This window comes from Pseudomarimonas arenosa, from assembly GCF_014841215.1.
In the GTDB taxonomy this organism is placed as follows: Bacteria; Pseudomonadota; Gammaproteobacteria; order Xanthomonadales; family Xanthomonadaceae; genus Pseudomarimonas; species Pseudomarimonas arenosa.
On record NZ_JACYTR010000011.1, the window covers coordinates 66,497 to 91,882 of the forward strand.

16 protein-coding genes are annotated in these 25,386 nt (G+C 63.3%); 6 read left to right on the forward strand and 10 right to left on the reverse strand.

What is annotated here, in order from left to right; translation table 11 throughout:
• Positions 1-166: 166 nt before the first annotated feature.
• Positions 167-3,940, reverse strand: coding sequence for a DUF1631 family protein (locus IFO71_RS07995; RefSeq protein WP_192029027.1), 3,774 nt, complete (start codon positions 3,938-3,940; stop codon positions 167-169).
• Between the two features lie 418 nt (positions 3,941-4,358).
• Between IFO71_RS07995 and IFO71_RS08000 the strand changes: the two genes are divergently transcribed.
• Complete coding sequence (locus tag IFO71_RS08000; protein WP_192029028.1) at positions 4,359-5,498, forward strand: response regulator; 1,140 nt, start codon at positions 4,359-4,361, stop codon at positions 5,496-5,498.
• Positions 5,499-5,549: 51 nt separating this feature from the next.
• Here IFO71_RS08000 and IFO71_RS08005 read toward each other — a convergent pair whose 3' ends face one another.
• Positions 5,550-6,308, reverse strand: coding sequence for a 2OG-Fe dioxygenase family protein (locus IFO71_RS08005; RefSeq protein WP_192029029.1), 759 nt, complete (start codon positions 6,306-6,308; stop codon positions 5,550-5,552).
• A 263-nt stretch (positions 6,309-6,571) separates the two neighbouring features.
• On the reverse strand, positions 6,572-9,307 hold the full coding sequence (ppc, locus tag IFO71_RS08010) for a phosphoenolpyruvate carboxylase (RefSeq protein WP_192029030.1): 2,736 nt from the start codon (positions 9,305-9,307) through the stop codon (positions 6,572-6,574).
• 158 nt (positions 9,308-9,465) lie between these two features.
• Between ppc and hflK the strand changes: the two genes are divergently transcribed.
• Complete coding sequence (gene hflK / locus IFO71_RS08015; RefSeq protein WP_192029031.1) at positions 9,466-10,494, forward strand: FtsH protease activity modulator HflK; 1,029 nt, start codon at positions 9,466-9,468, stop codon at positions 10,492-10,494.
• Complete coding sequence (hflC, locus tag IFO71_RS08020) at positions 10,491-11,429, forward strand: protease modulator HflC (protein WP_192029032.1); 939 nt, start codon at positions 10,491-10,493, stop codon at positions 11,427-11,429. Before hflK ends, hflC begins: the two co-directional genes overlap by 4 nt.
• Before the next feature lie 193 nt (positions 11,430-11,622).
• Here the strand turns inward: hflC and IFO71_RS08025 are convergent, their stop codons facing one another.
• The 6 genes from IFO71_RS08025 to yihA form a co-directional block, all read right to left on the reverse strand.
• On the reverse strand, positions 11,623-13,932 hold the full coding sequence (locus tag IFO71_RS08025; RefSeq protein WP_192029033.1) for a putative bifunctional diguanylate cyclase/phosphodiesterase: 2,310 nt from the start codon (positions 13,930-13,932) through the stop codon (positions 11,623-11,625).
• A gap of 66 nt (positions 13,933-13,998) precedes the next feature.
• Entirely contained in the window at positions 13,999-15,132 is a 1,134-nt protein-coding gene (locus IFO71_RS08030) for an NAD(P)/FAD-dependent oxidoreductase (protein WP_192029034.1), read from the reverse strand.
• A gap of 18 nt (positions 15,133-15,150) precedes the next feature.
• Positions 15,151-15,933, reverse strand: coding sequence for a UPF0149 family protein (locus IFO71_RS08035; RefSeq protein WP_192029035.1), 783 nt, complete (start codon positions 15,931-15,933; stop codon positions 15,151-15,153).
• 84 nt (positions 15,934-16,017) lie between these two features.
• On the reverse strand, positions 16,018-16,689 hold the full coding sequence (locus tag IFO71_RS08040; protein ID WP_192029036.1) for a UPF0149 family protein: 672 nt from the start codon (positions 16,687-16,689) through the stop codon (positions 16,018-16,020).
• A 6-nt stretch (positions 16,690-16,695) separates the two neighbouring features.
• Positions 16,696-18,060: a glutamate--cysteine ligase gene (locus IFO71_RS08045; RefSeq protein WP_192029037.1), complete on the reverse strand. Its 1,365-nt coding sequence runs from the start codon at positions 18,058-18,060 to the stop codon at positions 16,696-16,698.
• Positions 18,061-18,668: 608 nt separating this feature from the next.
• Positions 18,669-19,286, reverse strand: coding sequence for a ribosome biogenesis GTP-binding protein YihA/YsxC (gene yihA, locus IFO71_RS08050; RefSeq protein ID WP_192029038.1), 618 nt, complete (start codon positions 19,284-19,286; stop codon positions 18,669-18,671).
• A 140-nt stretch (positions 19,287-19,426) separates the two neighbouring features.
• Between yihA and IFO71_RS08055 the strand changes: the two genes are divergently transcribed.
• From IFO71_RS08055 to IFO71_RS08065, 3 genes are all read left to right on the forward strand, one after another.
• Positions 19,427-20,191 carry a c-type cytochrome gene (locus IFO71_RS08055; protein ID WP_192029039.1) on the forward strand — a complete coding sequence of 255 codons (765 nt, stop codon included), beginning with the start codon at positions 19,427-19,429 and terminating at the stop codon, positions 20,189-20,191.
• A 132-nt stretch (positions 20,192-20,323) separates the two neighbouring features.
• On the forward strand, positions 20,324-20,974 hold the full coding sequence (locus tag IFO71_RS08060; protein ID WP_192029040.1) for a thiol:disulfide interchange protein DsbA/DsbL: 651 nt from the start codon (positions 20,324-20,326) through the stop codon (positions 20,972-20,974).
• A gap of 79 nt (positions 20,975-21,053) precedes the next feature.
• Complete coding sequence (locus IFO71_RS08065; RefSeq protein WP_192029041.1) at positions 21,054-21,818, forward strand: endonuclease/exonuclease/phosphatase family protein; 765 nt, start codon at positions 21,054-21,056, stop codon at positions 21,816-21,818.
• A gap of 680 nt (positions 21,819-22,498) precedes the next feature.
• Here the strand turns inward: IFO71_RS08065 and IFO71_RS08070 are convergent.
• Positions 22,499-25,375 (reverse strand): TonB-dependent receptor domain-containing protein, encoded by a 2,877-nt coding sequence (locus IFO71_RS08070; RefSeq protein ID WP_192029042.1) that lies wholly within the window; start codon positions 25,373-25,375, stop codon positions 22,499-22,501.
• Positions 25,376-25,386 lie beyond the last annotated feature (11 nt).

The following is a 25,386-nucleotide window of genomic DNA, read 5'->3' on the forward strand; positions in this document are numbered from 1 at the left end:
GGTGACCGATTCGACTCGCGAATCGGACAGGTCCGCCGCTCGACCCTCAGTCCGGAGGTCCAGCATGACGTCCAGTCGCGTCTGCGTTCCCGGCCCCCACCGTAGTCCTACCAAGCGCAGGATTCAAGCGCTTCGGAGCCAGCGCTCTGTGCAGCGCGAGGCCGCCTCAATCCTGCGGAATCTGCAGCAACTCGGTCAGCGGCACTGGCTTCCCGACCAGGTATCCCTGTGCGTAGTCGAAGCCGATCTCTTTCACCAGCGCCAGAATCTCTTCATTCTCGACGTGCTCGGCAACGGTCATCTTGCCCAGCACATGGGCCACTTCATTGATGGACCGCGCCAGGGCCAGATCATCCTCGCTGCGCGCGATCTCGCGGATGAAGGCACCGTCCACTTTGACCACGTCGAACGGTAGACGGCGCAAATATTGATAGGACGACCAGCCAGAACCGAAGTCGTCGAGCACCATCGATAGACCGCTGGCACTGAGTCGACGCATGGCCAGGCTGGCATCGGCCAACTGCTGAATCGCCGCAGTTTCGGTCAGCTCCACGCAAAGCTGGCGCATTGGCCAGGGCTGCTCACCCAGCACGCGAACGATTTCATCTACGAACTCAGCGTCGGTGATATTGCGTGCCGATACATTGAAGGCGATGCGCAGCTTATCTTGCTGTTTCGCCAATCTTAGACAACGCACCAGATCGTTCAGAACGAAGCGATCAATGGCGGCGATCTGGCCATAGCGTTCGGCCGCCACGATAAAACTTTCCGGCGAGGCATAGCTGTCGCCATCGCGCATCCGCAGCAGCACTTCGAGATAGTCGCCCGCTTCCTGCGCTCGCGGACTGAGGGCCTTGGCCCGCTGTCCAAACAGCACCAGGGTATGCGACTCCAACGACTGCTCGACCTTGCCCACCCATTGAAAGGTTTCGCGCATCTGGGTCAGGCGGAAGTCGTCCACATGGTGCATATAGACGCGCGCACCGCCAGACTCCTTGGCGGCGCGAGCGGCGTGTTCAGCGTCGCGCAACAGAGACTCGGTCGACGAGCAATTCTGGTCGGCGATGCAGACGCCGATGCTGGCGCTGACCTGCAGACTCTGGCCGTTGAAGACCCAGTCGCCTTCTTCCAGTGTCTTCAGCACGTGGTTGGCGCGCTGCTCCGCCTTGCTGATATCGGCCTCGGGTAGCGCCAGTACAAATTCATCGCCGGCGATCCGGGCAGCCCAGGCTTCGGCCAGACAGTCATCGACCTCATCCTGGAGCATGCGGCCGATCTGGGTCAGCACATGGTCGCCCGCTTCCAGCCCGCGCGATTCATTGAGCAGTCGCATGTGGTCGACACCGATCCACAAGACGAGCAAGGGATCTCGCTGTTTGCCGCGCAGCCACAGCGCAAGGCGGCGCTCCAACTCCTTGCGATTGAGCAAGCCGGTAAGCGTATCGTGGGTTGCCTGCGCGGCCAGCTGGTCGTGCATCGACTCCATCATGCGCCGCCAGGCACGCTCGATCACGCTGGACTGGCCGTCTTCGAGAACCTTGACGTCGCCGACCCGCATCGCCTCCAGCAGCTGATCGCGCTCCATGTCGTCGGCCTTGTGGCCAAGCTGGCTGACGAATACGAATCGGGCATGGTCGGGCGCGTGCCAGGCCAGCTTCAGGGCACGCGGCCGGCCCTGTGCTGACTTGAAGGTCAGCCAGTCGCCGGGCTGCAACACATCAATCTGCTGCGACAGGTTGTCGAGGCGCGAATCGCCGGGCTTCGACTTGGGCTCGTTCAGCACATGCGCCAGCACGCTCTGATAGGCGTGCCATTCGACATCCTCGCCGTTCAGGGCGGCGGCCAACCCCTGCAGTGGGTCATTGCCCGCGCCAGCCGCGGCCTGGTTCTCATTCAGGAATGCCCGTGCCCAGGCCACCGGCTCGTCAGCATCACGGCTCAGCGCCCGGCCTTCGCGCAGGGCGACAAAGTCCTGCGCCAGCATGTCCATCTGCGTCTCAGCCGTCTGCCAATCGGCCGAATCTGGCCCCTGACGCAGCACGGTCAAGACCATCAGCGGCGCCAGGCGTTGCTCCAGCAGATGCAGCCAGGCCGAGGGCACGTCGATGCCGAGAAAGGCCGCGTTGAGCGAGGCGTCGACCACGCGTCGCGCATCGATCAGGCGCTGCTGGCCGATGCAGGCCTCAACCACCCGATCCTCAATCGCTGCCGCCGCCTTGCGATGGCGCTGCAGCAGCTTGTCCAGATCGCGGGTAGCGCCATCGATCAAGCCGGCATCCATCGCCGGCGCGGTGGCCAAGCGCTGCACCACGCGATCAACACCCTCCTGAATCTGCTGGCCGGCCTGATCCTTGCGTTCGGCCACCAGCACGCTACCGAATTCGATCAACTCGAACAGTTTGCGCACGCCGTCGCCGGTTTCGATCAGACCTTCGGGACGCATCTGCGCCCCGAACAGCGGCGCGATCAGCGGCCGACTCCAGCGATCAAACCCCTCTGGCACGATCTGGTCGCCGGCCAGGGCGGACTGCAAACGCGCCAGCAGGGCCAGAGCCTCGGTCTGGCGATCGGTGGTGGCGATATCCTGCTCGCTGTCGCCGCGGGCATGCTCGGCCACGGCGCGCATGAAGTCGGCGTAGTCCTGCGGCTGGGCGTCGGCCTGCGATAGCACTTGCCGGATGGCGTCCTGCAGGGCGTGGTCTTCGATCGCCGGGCGCTGCTCGTCTGCCGCCTGCAGGGGCAGGTCGGAGGGAATTGGGCCCAGATTCCACAGCCGGCGGGCCACACTCATCGCCTCCGGTGCGGCGACTGGTCCCCAGCCGTCTGCGGTACCGCCGACAGTCGGTGGCAGACTCCAGTTTCCGCCTGCGGCCGCCACCACCGTCTCGCCAGGACGGGCGGTCCCCGGATCGGTCGGCGCAGCTTCCTCGGCTGAGCTATCGTCATTCACGCGGCCGCGCGCCTGCACTGGCGCAGATCGCAGTACGGCGCGCGGCTGCGGCGCCTCGAATAACAGGCCGTTGCGCTGCAGGTCCTGGCGCAGCTCGACATAGAATGCCGCCAGATCAAACACATCGTGGCGCGCAAACATGTAGATCAGCATCTGCTGCAGCGCCACTTCGCAGTCCTGCGACTTCATCGCCTGCAGCCAGGCATCGGTCAGCGCCTCGCCGGTCAACGCCTCGAGGTCGCTGTCGGCCGACTCACCGAACAGCAAGGTCAAGGCCGGCTTGAGCTTGAACCAGGCGCCACGCGATTGCCGCTCGATGGCCCGCAGGGCCTCGGAACGCGCCAGCCAGACCGACATCTCATCGTCATCGACCAGACGCAATGCCGGGCGGCGGGCGGCCGGCGGCGGAGCATCGGCCTGACTGCCACGCCAGGGCTTCAGGGCATAAGCCAGGAACGCCTCGACCAGATCGGAGGCAATCTCAGCGAGGTACTGTCGCGCCTGCCGCGATGGCGAACCACGCCAGTGCAGCTCGGTCTGGGTACCCGGGCGCAGTTCGCTCTCGGCCTCGTCGATCAGCAATCGCAGCCGGCCGGCAACCGGCCCGTGCAGACGGCGTTCAATTAGCTCGAGCGTGCGCTCACGGGCATCGCTGGGGACTCCGCCTTCGCGTCCGTGCACCCGATTGCGGATCGCGCGCAGCTGCTGATCGTCCAAGGCACTCAGGCACAAGCGCAGCTTGCCGCCGCTGCTTTCCTCCACCGACGCCGGCGTTGCAAAGGCGGGATCGACCGCGGTGGCCGGAAAGATCAACTCTACCCGCGTTCCCGGCGGCAAGGCCTGCTTGCCATTGCCCTCAAGCGGACGCAATTCAATCGACTCGGCATCCAGGTCGCCGATCGCCCAGCGACTCTCCTGGCCATCCAGTCGCAGTCGAACCTGGCCCAGATCTGCCGACAATTCCGCGCTCCTGCCGCGCGCTGAATTCATGCGGCGCCTCCGCGCCGACTCAGCCGCGCCTGACGACGGCCGGAAAACGCCGGCAGCAGCTGTGACGGGTTCTGGCGTCCAGCAGCGTCAATCACGCTGCACGGCGCCGGGCGCCTTTCGACATGGGACGGCTGATTTGACATGCAAATCCACAGCGCGGCCGCAGGGCGGCCATGACAAGAAACAGAAAAGCCCATCGTGTGATCGTAGCGCGTGCAACGCCCCTTTGCGTAGGTAAAAAGTCCACCAAATCGGCCATTGCCAGGTTTGCAGCGACCGGGCCGGCAAGAATTACCGTGGGAAAGCCCGCTCATTCTCATTTGCGAAGTATCCGGGCCAGCCATCCCTGCGTAGTATGCTGAATCTCTCTGAACGGTCGGCATTGCACCGGCCACGCGAAGCGAGGTAGGCAAAGGGCATGAGCCAGATCCTGTTGGTAGAGGATGACCCGCAGATGGCTGACTTACTGAAGCTCTTGATCGAGGCTGCCGCGCCGGGCGCCCAGGTCGATTGGGTCAGCGACGTCGACTCGGCCGAACGTTCGTTTTCATCGCGCATTTTCGATCTGGTGCTGTGCGACTGGAATCTGCCGGGCCGCGCCGGCATTGCGCTGGTTGGCTATATGCGCAAGCGCGGCTCGAAGACGCCGATTGTGATGATCACTGGCCGCTCCGACCGCGCCAGCGTGCTGGCGGCGCGAAGTCAGGGCGTTGACGCCTTCATTGCCAAGCCGTTTCAAGCCGAGGCCGTGGTCGCCCGCTTGCGCAGCATGCTGGCCCCCGCCGCCGATCAAAGCGAGCCAGGCCACACTGCCGCGGCGCCGAACAAGCTGGTTGATTTCCTGGCGCAGCTCAACGACAGCGAGCTGGAGCTGCCGGTGATGCAGGGTGTGCGTCACGGCAGCGAGCTGCTGGCAGAGGATGATGGCCCCGACCTGGCGGACCTCAAGCGCGAATGGGAGCGAGACCCGGTGTTGAGCGCCCGCTTGATCGCCATGGCCAGCAGCTCCGCATTCAATACCCAGGGCCGCCCGTGCAGCAGCCTGGGCGAGGCCCTGCAGCGCCTGGGCTGGCGAACCGCAGTCAATGTCGCAACCGCCCTGGCGCTCAAGGAAGGCGTTAAGCTCGACGACGCCTTACTGCGGGCACAGGCCGAACGCCAGGTTGAGCTGGCTGAGCGAGTGGCCGAACAGGCGGTCGAATTGGCGCGGGCCAGCGGCATCGATTCGGCGCCCTGTCAAACCGCCGCCCTGCTGCATCGCATGGGCCACAGCTGCGTGGTCTATCAAGCACAGGAGTTTCTCAACCGCGGAGGCGGTGTGCTGGACGTCGCCGAGCTGGAACAGGCCCTACAGCGTTTCAGCGACAGCTTTCTCGAGCGCCTGCAAGCCCTCTGGCGGCTACCGGCGCGGCTGCGCGAAACCATTGCCTGCATACATTCCCTTCCCGCCGTGCAGAATCGACCCGAGAAATACGTCATGCGCATCGCCGGGGCACGCGTTTACGGCGACCTCGGCGCCGAGGAGACAGCGAAGCTGCAACGTCTGATTGAACGCTGAGGCGGTAAACGCAAGGCCGCAGAACGCCCGCTTCGAGTCGAACGCTTTCGGTCACTCGGTCTGCGGCTGCAGAAAGCCAGCGCTGCGAAAGGTGATCACCAGGGTGTCGCGCCAGCCGGGCGCATCAGCCAGTGGCTGCAGTGGCGTTGTTTCGTGGATGACGCGACGATCATCCAGCAGTAGAGCACTCCAAGGCTGCTGCATGGTGAATCGCAGGCCTGCCGGGCCACTCGCATCAAACACCCGGGTTTCACCGCCCTTGACCTGGTGGCGCTGAACCAGGATCACCACCACGAAATCCACGCCATCGCGATGCGCGCCTTCTGGCGTCGGACGACCGATGCCGCCTTCGGTGGTGATGCGAAACTGATGCAACTCCACATAACGTTGCGCCAGATCCGAAATTCGACTGAATAGCTGCGCCAAGCCGCTGACCAGTCGCTGCAACGACGGCGTCTGCAGTAGCGCCGGCTCAATCGGCTCGAACCACCGCTCGATGCCTCCATGCAGCGCGTTGTACTCGATCGGCTGCCAATGCGCGCGCCGTGGAGCCTCCTGCCAGGACTTCAGCTGCTCATCGAGCACGATCGAAGCATGTCGACGCTGGCGGTAGCGACCGCCGTCCAGCAAATGAGGGTCGTGCGGCAAGGCCTGCCAGCTGGCCGCGAGCCGCGCCAATTCCGCGGCCTGCGGCTGTTCGGGTAAGGTGGCCAGCTGCTCTGCGTCCAGCACGGCAAAGCCTTGCCGTTGGATCAAGGCGGCCGCATCGGCGCCGCCCAATTGCCATGGAGGAAAGGAGACTATCTGCATAGTCTCTATTGTCGAACGGGCCGGGAGTCAGCGAAAGCCCTGCCCGGCGCTGTGGACAGAACCGAATCGCATCTGTTCAGATCGACGCTCGACGTCTCGCTGTGACCCTCGCCACGCTGCGACAGGCTGACGACGCAGCGGCCGCACTTAGCCGAGCGCTTCAGCACCTATGTCCTGCGCTTTCTGAGACGTTCGAAGCCTGAGCGAATCGGGTGGCTGGGTATCGGCCAGCCCGGGGGCGTGGCCGGATGCGATCCCTACCATCACCCCGTATTCTGCACTCCCGCCGAAATACCATTGATGGTGGTGACCAGGGCATGGAACAGATCGTCTTCCTCACAACCCGCCTCGCGCCAGCGACGCAGCAGATCGACCTGTAGCAGGCTGATCGGGTCGACATAGGGATTGCGTAACCGAATCGAATGGCAAAGTCGACGATCCTTCTGCAACAGATCATCTTCACCGCGCAGCTCAAGTATCGCTTTTCGTGTACGACGAAACTCCTGGCGAATGCGCGGAAACAGTTCGCCGTGCAGCTCACCGGCCAGTTTCGAGTATTCCTCGAAGATGCCCATGTCACATTTGGCCAGGACCATCTCGATATCGTCGATGAAGGTGGCGAAGAACGGCCAGTCGCCGATCATCTCGACCATGGCTTCGCGACCGTATTCCCTGATTGCCCACTCCAGCGCGGTGCCGGCACCGTACCAGGCAGTTAAGCCCGAGCGGTTCTGCGACCAGGCGAACACCCAGGGAATCGCGCGCAGCGACTCGACCCCGCCTTGGCCGCCTGCGGCACGCTTGGCCGGGCGCGAGCCGAGTTTGAGCCGCTCAATCACATCGATCGGCGTGGCCGAGCGAAAATAAGGAATGAACGCCGGCGTGTGGTGCACCAGGCTGCGATAAGCGCGTCGGGCCTCGGCCGCAAAGGCATCCATGCGCTCACGCCAGACCGACTCCCGAGCTTCCGGAGGTCGCGGCCGCAGGCTGGCGCGCATCACCGCCGCCGCCATCTGCTCCAGGTTGCGCAATGCCAGGGCGCGGATACCGTACTTGCGATGGATGACCTCGCCCTGCTCGGTGAGGCGGAAATGGCTGTCGATCGAGCCGCGCGGTGCGGCAATGATGGCCCGCTCGGTCTTGCCGCCACCGCGGCTGGCCGAACCACCACGTCCATGAAAGAAGCGTAGTTTGACGCCGAACTCGCTGGCTATCTGACCGAGCAGGATCTGGCAGCGTTGAATCGCCCAGCGCGAGGCCGGCACACCGGCATCCTTGGCGCTGTCGGAGTAGCCGAGCATCACCACCTGACGCTCACCACGCCGCGCCACATGCGCCCGGTACTCAGGCTGGGTCAGCAGGTCGCGCAGCACGGCGGGCGCGGCTTGCAGATCGTCCACTGTTTCGAACAAGGGGGCGACATCGATAGGACTATGCCCCTGGCCATCGACATCGCCGCCACAGCGCGCCAAGGCCAGTACCGCCAGCGCATCGGCGGCGCTGCGACTCATGCTGACAATCATCGGCCCCAATGCCTGCTCGCCGAAGCGCTCGCGCATCTCACGTCGGGTGCGAAACACCTCCAAGGTCGAGCGCGCCGCCTCAGCCTTCGGTTTCAGCGGCGATTTCTCGCCGACCAGCAGGGCAACCAGATCCTGGCAGCGCTCGGCCACCGGCCGCTCGGGCCACTGCGGCTCATCAAGCAAGGCGGCCAGCGCTTCATCATGCACTCGCGAATCCTGGCGCAGATCCAGGGTCGCGAGATGAAAACCAAAGGTCTGCACACACTGGATCAGTCGCCGCACCTGGAAGGCGCCGGCATGCTCGCCGCGATGGCAGACCAGACTGTCGAAGATGGCCTCCAGGTCGTCGACCAGCTGATCCGGGTGTTCATAACCACTGCGTTCATCACGCCGCGTGGCCGACAGCCGGGCATTGATCAGACGCAGCAGCTGTCGATAGGGCATCAGTCGATGCCGAGCACTCAGCCGCGCAGCCACATCCGGGAAGCGCAGCGCGTAGTCGGCAATCAACTGATGCACACGGTCGGAGACCGCCACACGCCCTTCGGATTGGCTGAGCAAGGACGACAGCCGACGAATATCCTGCTTGTAGGCGCTCAAGACCAGAAACTGCTGTCGCGCCAGGGCGGCACGGATGGTATGCGCCCCGACATTCGGATTGCCATCCATGTCGCCACCCACCCAGGTGCCAAAGCGCAGCACGGCTGGAATCTTCTCCACCGACACCCCAGTCGACTCGGCCAGCGTGTGAACGAAGGCGGGAATGATTCGGTATAGAACTTCGGTGAGGTAGAAACCGACGTGTTCCAGCTCATCCAACACCGTGGGCCGCTCGGGCGCGCTTTCCGAGGTCTGCCAGGACGCGGTGAGAGCGGTACGAATCCGTGCCCAGCCCAGGGCACGTTCTCGCGGGGTCTGCTGCTGATCAAGATCCTCGACCAGACAACGGACCACATCGCGCTCCTTCTCCAGCAACACGCGGCGTACGGCTTCGGTGGGGTGTGCGGTGAACACCGGCTCGATGCGCAGCTGGCCGATCAATTGCTCGAACTCGTCTATTTCCACCCCTTCTGCCCGCAGGGTTGAACACACTGCCTCCAGCCCGCCTGGCTGCGCTGCCGCACCGGCCTTCTGGTAATCACGTCGGCGCCGAATCCGGTGCACTCGCTCGGCCAGATTGACCACGCCGAACCAGGTGGCGAAGGCGCGTACCAGGGCCTCGGCACGATCCAGCGGCAGTCCGGCCAACTCGGCGGCCAGTTCGCTGGCCTCGGCATCGGTCTCGCGACGCAGGATCGCGGCGCGTCGCAAGCGCTCAACTTCCTCGAAGAACTCGCTGCCATGCTGCTCGGCGATGATTTCGCCCACCAGTGCGCCCAGACGATTGACGTCGTTGCGCAGCGGTTGGTCGGTGGCCGGCAACTCGATATCGCGCAGACGGGCGCGAATCCGATCGGTTTGGATAGGCTGGGTCATCCGGCAAGCGTACACTGACCAATGTTGCAATGCCGCATTGCGCATTCGAATGCAGCTTGGCAAGGTCGCAGGCGACCGCATCGGTCACAGGCTGTGTACCGCGGCGTCAAGGGGACGGCGCAATCTTGGTTGGTAGGTTGAATTAAAGGGGAGATGCAATGAGCAACTCGGGCATACAGATCACCGATCTGTTTGGCAAACGGCGCGGCAACAAGCCGCCGTCAGCGGGCGACGCCAAGTCGTATTACTTTTTGGCCGTCATCGTGCTGGGCGTGGTCGGCCTGTGGCTGGTGCTGAGCATGTACTACACCGTGCAGCCGGAGGAGCGCGCTGTAGTGAAGCGATTCGGCGCAGTGATCAAGATCGCCGACCCTGGCCTGCACTTCAAGGCGCCATTCGGTATCGATGATGTCGAATTCGTCGCCACGGAACGTGTTCTGAAACAGGAGTTCGGTTTCCGCACCGCCGGCCTGGAGGGCGATCGCACCCAATACAACACTCAAGGCTTTCTGGACGAATCGCTGATGTTGTCGGGCGATCTCAATATGGTCGATGTCGAGTGGGTGGTGCAGTTCCGCATTGCCGATCCGATGAAGTTCCTTTACGGCATGCGAGAACCGATCCGGGCGCTGCGCGATATCAGCGAATCGGTGATGCGCCGCGCGGTCGGCAATCGTCTGGGCTCGGAAGTGCTGACCACGGCCCGCGTCGAGATTTCCAATATTGCCCGCGATGAAATTCAACAGGCGATGGAGCGCTACGACACCGGCATCCAGGTGGTGACGGTGGAACTGCAGGACGTGGTACCACCGGCCGCGGTGCAGCCGGCCTTCAATGAGGTCAACGAGGCACGCCAGGAACGCGAGCGAATGATCAATGAAGCCACCAAGCAGGCCAATCAGGTGATTCCGCGCGCCAAGGGTGAGGCCGCTCGCACCATCGCCGAAGCGGAAGGTTATGCCAACGAGCGGGTGAACGGCGCATTGGGCGAAACCGCCCGCTTCCGTTCCATTATTGCCGAGTATCGCCAGGCCCCCGAGGTCACTCGCACCCGCATGTTCCTCGAAACCATTGACCAGGTCATTCCCAAGGTCGGCTCGGTGGTGGTGGTCGAAAGCGGCGGCGGCTCACCACTGCCACTGCTGCGCCTGCGTGATGCGCAACCGAACAAGGAGAAGCAACAATGACCAAGCCCTTAATCATCGTGATCGCGGTCATTCTGCTGCTTGGCATCAGCAACTCCGCCTACGTGATCGACCAGGCCGAGCAAGGCATCATCGTGCAGTTCGGTGAACCGATTGGTGAAGTGGTGATCGAGCCCGGCCTGCACTGGAAGAAGCCCTTCATCCAGGAAGTGCGCCGCTTCGACAAGCGCCTGTTGGCCTGGGATGGCGACGTGTCGCAGATTCCCACCCTGGGTCGCGAGTTCGTCCTGGTCGACACCACGGCGCGCTGGAAGATTACCGACCCTCTGAAATTCCTGCGCTCGGTGCGGGATGAATTCGGGGCACGCAATCGGATGAACGACATCATCGATTCGGTGACCCGCGACATCGTCTCCGGAACCAACTTGGAGGAAATCGTCCGCTCGCGCGACTGGCAGGTCGACGCCAAGGCGCTGGAAGAAGAGGCCGTGCTGCCCGGCGATGTGGATCTGGACAAGCCGAAAAAGGGCCGCGAGAAGTTGGAACAGGAGATCCTCGCTGCCGCTGGCAAGCAGACTCCCGAGCTTGGCATCGAGCTGGTCGATGTTCGCATTCGGCGGATCAACTACATCGACAGCGTGCGCCGTCAGGTCGAGACTCGAATGATCTCCGAACGGCAATCGATCGCCGAACGTTTCCGCGCCGAAGGACAAGGCAAGAGTTCCGAGATTCTGGGCGCCATGGAACGCGAACTGCGCACCATCCGCTCCGAAGCCGAGCGCCAGGCCGCCGAAATCCGCGGCAAGGCCGACGCCGAAGCCACCAAGATTTACGGCGAGTCCTACGGTGCCGACCCCGAGTTCTACGCCTTCCTGCGCACCCTGGAGAGCTACCGCAACCTGGACGAAAACGCCACCTTGATGCTGGATGCCGATTCGGAGTACTTCCGCTATTTGCAGTCGACCCGCAAGCGGTAGTGTGTGAATGGCGGGCCCCGGGCCCGCCTTCTGGGCAAGACTGCAACATCTCGTTGCCAGCAGGCGGGGCGGGCCTTGACCCTCCGCTCGGCCTCTCGCAGCGGCAATGCGAGCCGTTTCGCGGGCGTGTGGGGCGGGTTGAAACCTGCCCTACGGCTCTTGGCAATGGCGGGCCAGGGCGCCAGGGTCCGCCCTACAGCTCCACTGGGCCGTGCCCGAGGCCAACATGCTCACGGCCGGCGCACAGATACGGCGCTTGATCAAGCCAGAGGCTAAGCAGGTCCGCCGGCATCGGCTTGCTGAGCAGATAACCCTGGGCGAGATCGCATCCAAAGCGCTTCAACCACTCCAGCGTGGTGTCGTCCTCAACACCTTCTGCGACCACAACCAGGTCAAGGTTGTGGGCCAGATCAATGGTACTGCGGACGATCACGGCATCGTCCGCCGAGCGCAGCACACCCATGACGAAACTCTTGTCGATCTTCAGTTCACCGACCGGAAGACGCTTCAGCTGCAGCATCGATGAATAGCCCGTGCCAAAGTCATCCACCGCAAGGTCAACCCCAAAGTCGCGCAGCTCGCGCAGCATCGGCAGGGCGCCCTCGGCATCCTGCATCACCGCCGATTCGGTGACTTCCAACAGCAGCGCATCGGCCGGCAAGCCGCGTTCACGAATCCAGCCTGATACGCGCTTGGCCAGCAATGGATCGAGCAAGTCGACGGTGGAAACGTTGATCGCCACTTTCAGTTGCAGTCCGTCGTCACGCCAGCGCTTTGCCCAGTCCAGTCCCTTGCGCAGCATCCAGTTGGTGAGCTGACGAATCGCGCCGGTTTGTTCAGCCAGCGGAATGAACTCGTCCGGCGGCACCATGCCGTACTGCGGGTGGTGCCAGCGCACCAGACATTCGACACCGACGATGCGCCAGCCAGCGATGTCCAGCTTGGGCTGCACGTACAAGCTGAGCTCATCGCGATCGATGGCGGCACGCAACTCGGCCATCAAGGTCAAGCGACGCAGGGTGTGGCCGTCCTGTTCGGGACTGTACACAACGATCCGCTGCTTCTGCTGCTTGGCCTGAAACAGCGCAATCTCCGATCGTTGCAGCAACATTCCCGGTGAATCGCCATGTTCAGGATAGACGGCCGCACCCAGAGATGCACGAACCTCGAGGCTAACCTTGTCGACTTGAAACGGCACATCAAAGATGGCTGCGATCTGACTGAGACCCTGCATCAACTCGGCCGGATGCACATTGATGATCAGCACGCCAAATTCGTCGGCCGATAGTCGCGCCACCTGCTGCCGTAGCGCGGCCACGCCGAGCAGGCGGGCGGCAACCTGCTTGAGGATGTTGTCGCCAGCGCCATGCCCCAAGGTATCGTTGATTTCGCGGAAACGCGCCAGATCGATCACCACCACGCACAGGCGCGAAATCTGCGCATCGCCCAGGCGTTCGGCCAACAAGGCAGCGAACCTGTGCCGATTGGCCAGGCCGGTGAGACTGTCATGAAACGCCAGGTGCCGAATCGATTCTTCACGTTTGGCCAGCGTCGACAGCATGAAGGCGAACTCGCGCGCCACCGCCGCCAATTCGCCGCGCACCGGCAAGGAAGGTGGCGCCACGCGCTCTTCGCCTGCCCCCACCCTGCGCATGTAGCGCGCCAAGGCCGCCATCGGACGACTGATCGAGCGATCGAGCCACAGGGCACCGCCGACTGAAAGCAGAAAGGCCAGCAATCCCAGCGCCAGCATCTGCCACTCACGCAGACTTGCCGCCATGGCATCGCTGCTGATCCATGACTGCTGCACCCACACCAGCTCATGATGCAAGAGCTGGAACGGCGTGAAGGCGAAACGGGCCGAGCCGGTCAGTACGGGCTCGGACAGACTCTCGGCACCGCCGATCTGTTGCAATTGCCGCCTGATCGAGTCTGCACTGAGATCCTCGTGCTGTGACCACAACGGACGCCACTGCTGATCCTGCCGGATCCACAGCGCACTCAGCGGCTCCCCCGCAGCGGACTCAACACCGAGGTCAATGCGGCGAAGGAAGCGCAGTCGCCGTGGCTCGGAGCCCGCTGTCAACAAGTGATCCTGCACTAGCCATAGCTGCTGCGCCTGCCAGATCGCAAACCACTGCCCGGTGGTCACGTGGGGCTCCAGCGCAGCAAGATCGGGCGCCTCAGAATCGCCGACGGCCAACGGTTCTGGCGTCAATTGTTCGATCCGACTGAAGGCGCCGCTGCGCAGCAGGTGGTGCAGGGTGTCATGGTTGACGCCATGCTCTGCCAGCCAGGGTAGCCAGAGCTGCGGTCCAACCTGATTCTCAATGCGGAATCTCAGTGTCTCGACCAGCCAGCGTCCACGATGCTGCAACTGCTGCACCTGCAACTGGGCGGCCTGCTCATCGGCCTGGCGCCACGCGAGTTGCTGCGACACCACCAGCAAGGCCACTGATAGTGCGAAAACGAAGAGGAAAATCCGGATGCGCAAGCGCCCCATCAGCCTACCCCTTGGCCTGGACCGATCGGCACCCGGCCGATCGACGATTGCCACTATAACCCGCAGCTACGCGGGGGACACCTGGCGCTCAGCGCACAACAAGTCTGCCACGTGCTCACCCAGGGCCAGTGATGAGGTCAGTCCGGGCGACTCAATGCCGAACAGCTGGATCAGCCCGGGCAGACCATGCTCGTGACCAGCACTGATCATGAAGTCCGGATTGGGCTGATCGGGCCCAACCAGCTTCGGTCGAATACCGACGAAATCAGGCAGCAGATCGTCATCCTGCAGGGCCGGCCACCACTGTCGAATCGCTTCTCCGAAGACATGGCGCTGACTGTCGTCGAAGCGGTAATCAAGCTCGCTCAGAAAACGCACATCCGGACCAAACCGCGCTTCACCGGCCAGATCGAAACCCAGGTGCACCCCCAGCCCATGCATGCCCGGCATCGGATAGACCAAGGACTTGAACGGCACCGGGCGACGACTGCGATAGTAGTGGCCGGCGGCGGGATAGAGGCGAGGCACCTGTTCCTGCGGATAGCCTTCGATCCGCCGGGCCAGCACCGTGGCGCCAAGACCGGCGGCATTTACCACGCGGCTGCACAGTACCGCGTTGCTCTCCGGCTCGCCGCGGAAGAACACCCGAAGCCCGTTGGACTCAGCGATGATCCGACTGACCTCGGCATGGCACAGCAGGTTGCCACCGGCTCGCTCGACATCGGCGCTCAAGGCCATCACCAGTTCGGCGACATCGACCACACCGCTTGCCGGCACCCACAACGCCGCATGCGCACGCAAGTCCGGCTCGACCTGGCGCAGACGCTCGGCCTCCCACCACTCGACCGGCCCAACCTGATTGTCGGCGCAGCGCCCATACAGGGCTTCGAGCCCGGCTCGCTCGCTCGCCTCGCAGGCCACCACCCACTTGCCAAGCCGGCGATGCGGCACGCCGCGCTGGGCGCAGTAGGCATACAGCAGATCCCGCCCTTGAACACATAACCTGGCTTTCAGTGAGCCGGGTGGATAATACAGGCCGGCGTGGATCACGCCCGAGTTGCGGCTGGAAACGCCTTCGCCAGCGCGAGCCTCACGCTCAACCACCACCACCTGTTGCCCGCGCAGCGCGAGACTGCGCGCCACTGCCAGACCCACCACACCCGCGCCAACTACCAAGCAGTCCAGCGCGTTGTCGTTCATGAGCTTCTGACTGATCGGTTAGTTAAGGCGACCCGGGCTGCCGCAGCAGCGCTTGAACGGTTGGCCGCTGCCGCAGGGACAGGGGTCATCTGGACTGGGAATTTCACTCGGGTGTTCACTCAGCTGCTCGAGCCGGTACTCGTTGAAGTTCTGCAGGATCACCGGCAACCCCGAAACGATGGCAATGCGATCGCCGAGACTGGGAACGTGCGCTGCTTCAAGACCCATTTCTTCAGCGTGGTCGGCATCCAGCAATCCGAGCTCGGCGATGGTCTGCAGGTCTTCGGCGACATGCCCGTCATTCTGCTCCCACACGCTCCAGGCTTCCGGACGCAATCCCACGCCGCGCATGAAACCAATCGCCCAGGCCGCGCCGACCGGATAATCCTCGGGCACGCCCGCCCAGGGATCTTCCGGGTCTTCGGCTTCCGGGATGGCCAGCAAGGGCATGGCGTCTTGCATCAGATCGGAGAAGCGATCGGGATCCTGCGCAGCCTGGTCTTCGTCCGGCAGCTCAACGTTGACCCGCCGTACGATGTCGTTCCACAGCGCCTGCACCAGGCGATGCGCTTCGGCCGCTTCAACGGCATTGGTCCATTCGCCCTCGGTGTTCCAGATCTGTGACCAATACTCCGATGGCATGACCAGATCCGGCCCGACAATCAGCGCCGACAGGAACCCATCCAACATTTCCAGTGACATCCCATCGGCCGGCACCGCATAACGCTCCAGCAAGGTATGCAGGGCATCGATATCCCTTTGCGCGATGCGTGCGCCTGGCGGCGCGTCGTGATTACTCATAGCTTCACTCCTTGAGACGCCGGCCGGGATGCAGGGCCGAGCGGTGCTGTGCGTTCAATTCCATGCCGATCGATCCGCCCTGCCCTACAGCTTGGCGTCGCGCAGCGCCTTCAGCGCACGCAGCACGTAGGGCATGGTGGCCATCAGGGCGATGCGTTCGCGGCCATCAGGGGCCGGATGGGCGTCGTCGCCCTGCAGGGTCACCAGGCGGAACAGATGACTCAGGCTGATCGCGACTTCATCGAACTTCTGCTCCAGGGTGGCCCAACTGGGCTGCTCCAGCTGCACCGCATGCAGGAATCCGCCGGCCCAGGCGGCCCCCAAGGGGAACTCGAACTGTGCCAGCGCTTCCTGAAAGCCCTCATCGTCATCCGGCAGGCCGGCGGGAAAGCTCAGCAGCGGCATGAAACTGCCTTCGCCGCCGTCCGGGTCGATCGCCAGACGTTGTTCGATCAGGCGCCACAGCCCGGACAGCAAGCGACTGACTTCTTCCAAGCTGGCCGCATCCGGCCAGGGCGCATCGCCGCAGACGCGCGGCAGGAACTTGCCCGGAGGCGAGGACTGCGGCGCCACCTGCAGAGCACTGAAGAAGCCGTCCACCATTTCCAGCGACATGCCGCCCTGCGGCACGGCGTGTTGTTCCAGCAGAGCCTTCAGGCGCTGCACCCCCGCCTCATCGATGCAGGCGCCGCTTGCTGCGGCAGGATCGAACTCAAGCTCCATCTGCAGGCATCCTCGTCCATCGCCAGCTTGCATCTTGACTCAATATGCGAATTCCCGAAACACGGGATCGATTGATCCACCCCAGGCGCCGTGGAACAGCTCCAGCTTGCGCTCAGCCGGCGTCTGTCCGGCATCGACGATTTCAATCAGCGGCTCGATATGGATGCGCTCGTCAACACCGCCGGAGTTCAGCACGCCGCGAGCGGCCAGGCCGTGGGCGGCGATCTTCAGGGTCTCGCGGGCCAGATCCAGCACTTTGCCGCTGCGGAACGGGAGCTGCAGCGCCTGCCTCGGCACACCGTCGCGCAGCGCGTGGCGCTCCTCCATGCTGAAATCCTTGACCAGATCCCAGGCCGCATCCAGCGCGCTGCCGTCGTATAGCAGGCCCACCCACAGCGCCGGCAGCGCGCAGACCCGGTTCCAGGGCCCGCCGTCGGCGCCGCGCATCTCAAGGAACTTCTTCAGACGCACTTCGGGGAATGCGGTGGTGCTGTGGTCGGCCCAGTCGCTCAAGGTGGGCGGCTGGCCAGGGTAAGCCGGCAACTTGCCGTGCAGAAAATCACGGAAGTTCTGGCCGCTGGCATCGAGATACCTGCCCTCGCGGTAGACGAAGTACATCGGCACATCGAGCAGGTAGTCGACATAGCGTTCGAAGCCGAAGCCGTCGGCGAAGACAAAATCCAGCATGCCAGTGCGGTCGGGGTCGGTATCGGTCCAGATCTGCGAGCGGTAGCTGAGGAAGCCATTGGGCTTGCCTTCGGTGAATGGCGAGTCGGCAAACAGGGCCGTTGCGATCGGCTGCAGAGCCAGCGCAACGCGAAACTTCTTCACCATGTCGGCTTCGCTGGCAAAGTCGAGGTTGACCTGCACGGTGCAGGTGCGGGTCATCATGTCTAGCCCAAGCTTGCCGCGCTTGGGCATGTACTCGCGCATGATCTTGTAGCGCCCTTTCGGCATCCAGGGCATCTCATCGCGCGACCACTTGGGCTGAAAGCCCATGCCGATGAAGCCAAGCCCGAGGCGCTCGGAGACCTGCTTGACCTCGCTCAGATGCGAGGCCGCCTCACAGCAGGTCTGGTGCAAGGTCTCCAGCGCCGCGCCGGAAAGCTCCAGCTGACCGGCCGGTTCCAGGGTGATCGATGCACCGGCTTTTTCCAGGGCGATCAGCTTGCCGTGCTCTTCGATTCGCTGCCAGCCGAACTCGGCCAGCCCGTTCAGCAGATCGCGAATGCCGCCCTCGTCCTCGTAGCTGGGTGGGCGCAGATCAGACCAGCGAAATCCGAACTTCTCATGCTCGGTGCCTATGCGGAATGCCGATCGCGGCTTGCAGCCGGTGGCGAAAAAATCGACCAACTGACTGCGTTGGGTAACGACGTCGCTGGCAACCTGACTCGGCCCTGACATGCTGTACGTGCTCCGCTGCGGATGGCGTGGGGCCCAACCGCGGGGGTTGAACCGTGGGATTGTTGCCGAGGGATGGGCGGGTCGAGCTGCAATCGACCATCCAGCTGCAAGATGGAGACGCCAAGGGTGCAATAAAAGGGGTTGAGAACGAAGACTCAGCATGCTGCTACGAGCCCGTATCAGACAATGCAGCCAAGCACTGCCCAGGGTTCCGAACCCGCTGCTCGTTTCCTGCACACTTGCTTGCTGGGTGGCGAACAGGTCAACCGAGCTGCTCACCGCGCGCCTTGCGAAACGTATTTCTGCGACAGGACGCTAGGATCAACGAGTTATAGGTAGTTTGATGAAAGGCTGCTGAAAAACCTCCATCCAGGAGGTTTTCGACGCGCGCCGTCCGTGGCGCGCAAAATCAGGCTGCTGAAATGAGTCTCAGCGGCCTGATAGGGAAGGTCTGAACAAGTCCATCCTGGACTTTTCAGACGCGCCGAGTTCGGCACAGGCCCGAACTCGTCTCACGCTGATCAACAACCTACGTTGTTGATCGCGGCGGTGCATCCGTGCACCACAGGAATCTCTGAACTTGTTCAGAGATTCCCTAGAGCGAGCAGTCAGCCCGCCGCGTGATCGGAAGGCAACAATGCCAGCCAACTCGCCAGCACAGCTCGTGCCTCCTCCACACCAAGCTTGCTGCTGGCCGAGAACAGCTGCAAGCCGACGCTGTCCGGCAGATCGCGACGCACTGCCTGCAAGGCCTTGGCCTGCTGCCCGCGCGGCAGTTTGTCGGCCTTGGTCAGCAGCACCTGCACGGCCAGGCCGCGGCTCTGGGCGTACTCCAGCATCAGCAGGTCGAAAGGCTTCAGCGGGTGGCGGATGTCCATTACGATCATCAGGGCGCGCAGGGTTTGCCGCGTGCGCAGGAAGCCGTCGATCAATCCGCGCCAGTGATCGCGCAGTGCGCCCGGCACTTCCGCATAGCCATATCCAGGCAAATCAACCAGATAGCGACCTGGCATGAGTTCGAAATAGACCAGCTGCTGAGTTCGACCTGGGGTCTTGCTGGTGCGCGCCAGCTTGTTCTGGGCACAGATGGCATTCAAGGCGCTGGACTTGCCAGCGTTCGATCGGCCGACCACGGCCACTTCGATTTCGGCGTCCTTGGGCAGCTGGTGAGGGTTGTGCACGCTGAGCAAATAGCGGGCTGGTTGCAACGGATTGGCGTTCGACATGATCCTGATTCGACTGTGGCGGCTTGCGGAAATCGGGTAGATTCGTTGACCCTAACCCTGGCGGACTGGAATAATTCCGCGCTTCCGGGAGTACACCGCCTAAGGTGGGCTCCCATCCCTGAGATTAGCGGAGCCAGTTTATGAGCTTTCGGCGCACTCTGGGTCTGGTCGGCACATTGTTTGCCGCATCGGCCCTGGCCCAATCCGAGTCCACGCCAGCCACCGTCACCGCGGCTGAAGAGCCGGCGGCGGCCGCTGTCACCGAGCTGACCGATGCTCACGGCCCCACTGTTCCCGGCAATGTCGAGGCCGGCCAGAGCAAGTCGGCCGTCTGCGCCGCCTGTCACGGCATGGATGGCAATGCCGCCGATCCGCAGTATCCCAAGCTGGCCGGTCAGCACGAACGCTACATCGCTCGCCATCTCGGCCTGTTCAAGAGCGGCGAGCGCAACAATGCCATCATGCTCGGCTTTGCGGCCACCCTCAGCCCGCAGGATATGCGCGACATCGGCGCCTTTTACGCCGGTCAGAACGCACTGCCGGGCATGGCCGATGACAGCCTGATCAGTGAAGGCGAGCATGCCGGCAAGAAGTTCTACCAGGTCGGCGAAACCCTGTATCGACAGGGCGATGCCAGCCGCAACATCCCGGCCTGCACTGGCTGCCACGGCATTGCCGGCTCCGGCAACCCGGGCCCGCCCTACCCGCGCTTGGCCGGTCAGCACGCACCCTACACCGTGGCACAGCTGACCGCATTCCGCGATGGCGCAGCGCATGGCAAGGGTGACAACGAAAATATCGTCATGGCTGGCGTCGCCAAGTATCTGACCGACCAGGAAATTGCGTCACTGGCCAGCTATATTGAAGGGCTGCACTTCCAGTCGGGAACTGCTGGCTCCAAATAAGGTCTGCAGCTTCAGCCGATGCACCGGGCGCCTCAGGGCGCCCGATGCGTTTCTAGCGCCGCAGCGTCAATCCGCCGCCGCCCCACTCTTGATCCCCTTTGCCTGCTACAGGCAGCCCCCACGGAGAGTCTCATGTTCAATCGCGTGCTTGCATTCGCCGCCCTGTTGGCCGCTACCGCCTGTTCCAATGCAGAAACCGCGGCACCGTCCGCCGCTGGCATCCAAGAAGGTCGCGACTACGTCGTCCTGCCAACTCCGCAGCCGACCTCGGCTCCGGGCAAGATCGAGGTGGTCGAGGTATTCGGCTACTGGTGCATACACTGCGCTCACCTCGATCCCACGGTGACCGAGTGGAAGAAGACTTCGCCCGACGATGTCGCATTCCGTTACATGCCGGCCGTGTTCAGCGGCGGCGTCGACGAATTCTTTGCCCGCGCCTTCTATACCGCTGAAACCATGGGCGTGCTGGACAAGACCCACAGCGACATGTTCAAGGCGGCGGCGGTCGATCGCAAGATCAAGAGCCCCGACGACATCGTCAACTTCTACGCCGAGCGCGGGGTCGATCGCGAGGCCTTTCAGGCCACGATGAACTCGTTTGCGGTCAATGCCAAGATCGCCCGCACCAAGCAGACGCTGCCGGGCTATGCACTTGAGGGTACCCCGGGCCTGATCGTCAACGGCAAGTACCGCGTGTTGAACTCGCAGGGCGGCTGGGACAAGACCATGGCCGTGGTCGATCAGCTGATCGAGATGGAGCGTCGTTCACAGAAAGGCGGCTGATCTCACCCGTCGTGGAGCAGGTCGAGGCCCGAACGGGCCTCGACTTGTTCTGGGCCTGCGCACGTTGAAGAATGGGCGCATGACGTCGCCCAACTCTGCCGCTAGCAACACGCTGAAGCTGCTCAGCGCGAATATCCAGGCCGGCGCTCGCACCGATCGCTACCACCACTACCTGACCCGCTCGCTGAATCACGTGCTGCCACACGCCAGCAAGCGCGACAATCTGTCGGCCATCGCCAGCACCGCCCGCGAGTTCGATCTGGTCGGTCTGCAGGAAAGCGACCCCGGCTCGCTGCGCTCGGGCTTCGTCAACCAGACCCATTATCTGGCTGAACTGGCCGGCTTCCCGTTCTGGAGTCATCAGGCCAACCGTCGCCTGGGTCGATTCGCCACCAGCGCCAACGCCCTGCTATGCCGGCATGAGCCGGCCGAGGTTCGCGACTACGCCCTGCCCGGCCGGGTGCCCGGACGCGGAGTGCTGTGGTCGCGTTTCGAGTTCGAGCAGGGCGATCTGATCGTGTTGGTCGCGCACCTGTCGCTGGGCGCCCAGTCACGTATCGGCCAGCTGAGCTTCATCGCCGAACTGGTGCACGATGCACACAACGCGGTATTGATGGGTGATCTGAACTGCGAAATCGAAACCCGCGAGCTTAGCCAGTTCTTCCAGCGCAGCGGAATGCAGCCGCCGCCGGACCGACTCCCCAGCTACCCGAGTTGGCAACCCAAGCGCGCCATCGACCATATTCTCACTACGCCGGGCGTAAAGGTGCACAAACGCTGGCTGTTGCCGACCCTGGCCTCCGATCACCTGGCCCTGGGCGCGGAGATCAGCTTGCAAGGCTGACGGCGGTGTTGGTGGTCTCTTTTCGGCCAGGAGCGGACCGTCAGGGCTGTTCCCTTCTCACTGTGGGAGAAGGGGACCGGGGCGGATGAGGGTACGAATACGGCGTGGGTGTGGTTGCAATCGAACGTTGGCGACCCCCGGCCCCTCTCCCACGGGGAGCGGGGGGCCGCTTCGGGTCGCCGCCACGCTGGCTGAGCTTGTCGAAGCCAGCCGACCCAGCATTGCAACCTCAATGCTCGCGTGGGTGCCTTCAGGGCTCGCTTCGGTGAGGCACCCTTCGACGGGCTCAGGGTGCGTCAAGGCGATTCCATCCGCCACGCTGGCTGAGCTTGTCGAAGCCAGCCGACCCAGCATTGCAACCTCAATGCTCGCGTGGGCACCTTGAGGGCTCGCTTCGATGAGGCACCCTTCGACGGGCTCAGGGTGCGTCAAGGCGATTCCATCCGCCACGCTGGCTGAGCTTGTCGAAGCCAGCCGACCCAGCATTGCAACCTCAAAGCTGGCGTGGGCACCTTCAGGGTTCGCTTCGGTGAGGCACCCTTCGACAAGCTCAGGGTGCGTCAAGGCGATTCCATCGCTACCGCCCTCGGACTCTTATCCGCCGTTCGGGCTGTCTCTCAGTGCGAACAGGGCAAGCCATCGACCGCTTTGGGTCGAACTCCAACGCTCGGCCTACGCCACTAGAAATTGACCTCAGCCCGCAGGTAGAACCAGCGTCCCGGCAGGTCATAAGTCGATGCGTCGTAGCCGTTGAGTGCGCAACTGAGGCAGGGAGGAGGCTGCTTGTTGCCGACATTATTGATGCCGAACAGCAGCGCGCTGCCGGCCAACCAGGAGGTCGACCATCGCAACTGAATATCGTGATAAGTGAGCGCCCCCATCTGGTGCCGATCGCTGCTCGGATCGGTGCAGATGGCAAACTCGATGGCCCGTCCGCAGCTCTCTTGCAGCCCGCTGAAGTGGCGCAGGGTCCAGGCCAGATCGAGATCCCCATAGGCCCAGTTCAGCCTTAGCATTGAACTCCACTTTGGAATGGCCACATCGTCAATCAGGCGCCCCTCCGCGATCGGCTGCCTGCCGCCCATACCGTCGAGCGCGCTGTAGTCGGTGACCCAGGTATTCCACCAGCGGGCACTGGGCTGACCGAGAGTGGTTTCGCTGCCCAGCCAGGCGAGATTGAGATCGAAACCTTCGGTATTGAGTCGGCCGAAATTCTGCAATCGATTGACGAAGCGGCTGATGGTGCCGGTATCGCTACGCTGGATGTCGTCGCAGAACGGCGAGGTCGGGCCGGCTGCTGCGCAGAGATCGAGCTGGGTCTGCGGGTCGATCGCCTGAATTGCATTATCGATGGCGTGTCGATACCAATTCAGCTCGATGTCCAGGCGATCGCTGAAGCCTTGGCGATTGGCGAACGCCGGCGAGTACACCATCCCCAGGGAATAACTGTCCGAGTGTTCAGGCCGCAAGGCAGGATTGCCGCCGGTGGTGACGGCCACCTGGGTGTTGCTCTGCAATGCCCCAGCCGGCACGCCAAACTGACTGCAGTCAACCGTCGGCGGTGCCCCGGAAGGCTGCACCAGACAAGGATCACGCAGGTCGGTATCAAACCGGGCCGCCGACCCGAACAACTCGCCAATCGAAGGGCCACGAAAACCCTCGGCCCAGTTGCCGCGCAGCAGAAGATTGTCGGCAAACTGCCAACGCAGGCCGGCGCGCGCAGTAGTCTCTTCCGAGGATGTCGAATAGTCCGAATAGCGTAGTGCAGTGTTAAGGTCGAGCTGCGACCCGGCACTGACCCAGAGCGGCAGATCGGCCTCCACAAAGGCCTCATTCACCTGATAACGTCCGCGCGTCGGCAACGATGGCACACCGTTGTAGTCGCCCGCCACGGTAATCGGATCGGGCTGATAGGCACCTTCGACCTCGCGCCGCTCGATCCCGGCAGCCAGTGCCAACGGGCCGGCCCAGGCCTGCCAGGCATCGCCAGTCAGGTTGGCCGAATACACACGCAGATCGTTGTGGCTGCGATCACGCAGGCGCGGCTGGATGTAAGCCAGCATGTCGGCACTGATCGAGCCTGGCGCACCGAACAGATTCAGCGGCGTGCAGCCCGGCGTCGATGCACAGACCTGCAGTGGCCCCAGCGCGGTGGCGATATTGCGCAGATTGTAGCTGCCCAGATTGATCTGCTCGGCCCGATTGCGGCTGTCGGCAAAGTTGACATCCCAGTACCAGGGACCCAGCTCAGCCTCAAACTGACCTTCGACTCCCAAGGCGACATAGCGGGTGCGCACGTCCTGCGAAAATACCCGCGGCCCACCCTCGACCGGCCGCCGCGCCAGCAGCAACAGATTGGCGTCGCTGCCAGTGGAGCGCAAATCGACGCCGAAGGGGTTGAACGGGTTGTCGGCCGAAATGGTGATCTGATCGGCCAGCGGGTTGCCGGTACCGGCGCTGGCACCGAGAAAGATCGGCTCGGCGGCGGCCCGGTTCTCCGATTGTCGGCGATTGTAGAGACCACGCAGGTAGGCGCTCAGTTGCGGGCTGAGTTCGTAGCGCAGACTGAGGAAGGCGGCATCACGCTCAGACGGCGTCTGTGCCAGATTCTCGGCGGCGAAGTTGTAGCGATCACCATTGGAAAATGGAACGTACTGTTCAGGACTGAAGGTTGCCGCGTCGGCACGGTCCGGCGCGATCAGGTCGCTGACATCACCGCTGACCGGATCGCGCAGGATCAGATGCGTGCGTGGCGTGGCCGCCGAACCGAGCAGACTACCGGTACCTGGCACCGGAAACCGCGATATTTCCCGGTCACCCGATCGCACAGCCTGCTGTTCCAGCGAGCTCAAGGACCAGAACATCGACAGCGAATCCCAGCGTTGACCACCACTGACCGCTGCCGAATAGACCTGACCATCGCCCTGTTCATGACTGCCAGCGAACAGGCTGACGCGTTGGCCACTGACTTCGCGTCGCGTGATGATATTGATCACGCCAGCCACCGCATCGGAGCCGTAGATCGATGAGGCGCCGTCCTCGTAGATATCGATGCGCTCGACGATGGCTAAGGGAATGGTGTTGAGATCACTGCAGGAGGAAACACCGGACGCTGACGACTCTGCCACCCAGCGCAGGCCATCGACCAGCACCAGCACCCGCTTGCAACCCAGGTGACGCAGATCCACCGTGGTGGCGCCTGCCCCCACTCCGCCGCTATCCGGCGGGAAGCCAAAGTTGCCGCTGGAGTTGAAGCGCGTGTTAAGCGCGGAACCAGACGTAGTGAGGCGTTGCAGGATGTCACCCAACGAGCTGAGGCCACTGCGGTGAATATCTGCACGCCCCAGACTATGCGACACCGCCACCCCGGCCAGCATCGCTTTGTGGATGCGCGAACCGGTTACCTGCACGCGACGCATTTCCGGCGCCATGACATCGAGTTGCTCAGGCTGAATTTCGCTGGCCAAGGGCGCACCCTGACCCGACAGCAACAAGCCACCGGCAACAAGGCAGTTCAGCAGATGGCAGCGGCGCGGAGTGTTGCAGTTCAAGGGCATGGACGTTGCGG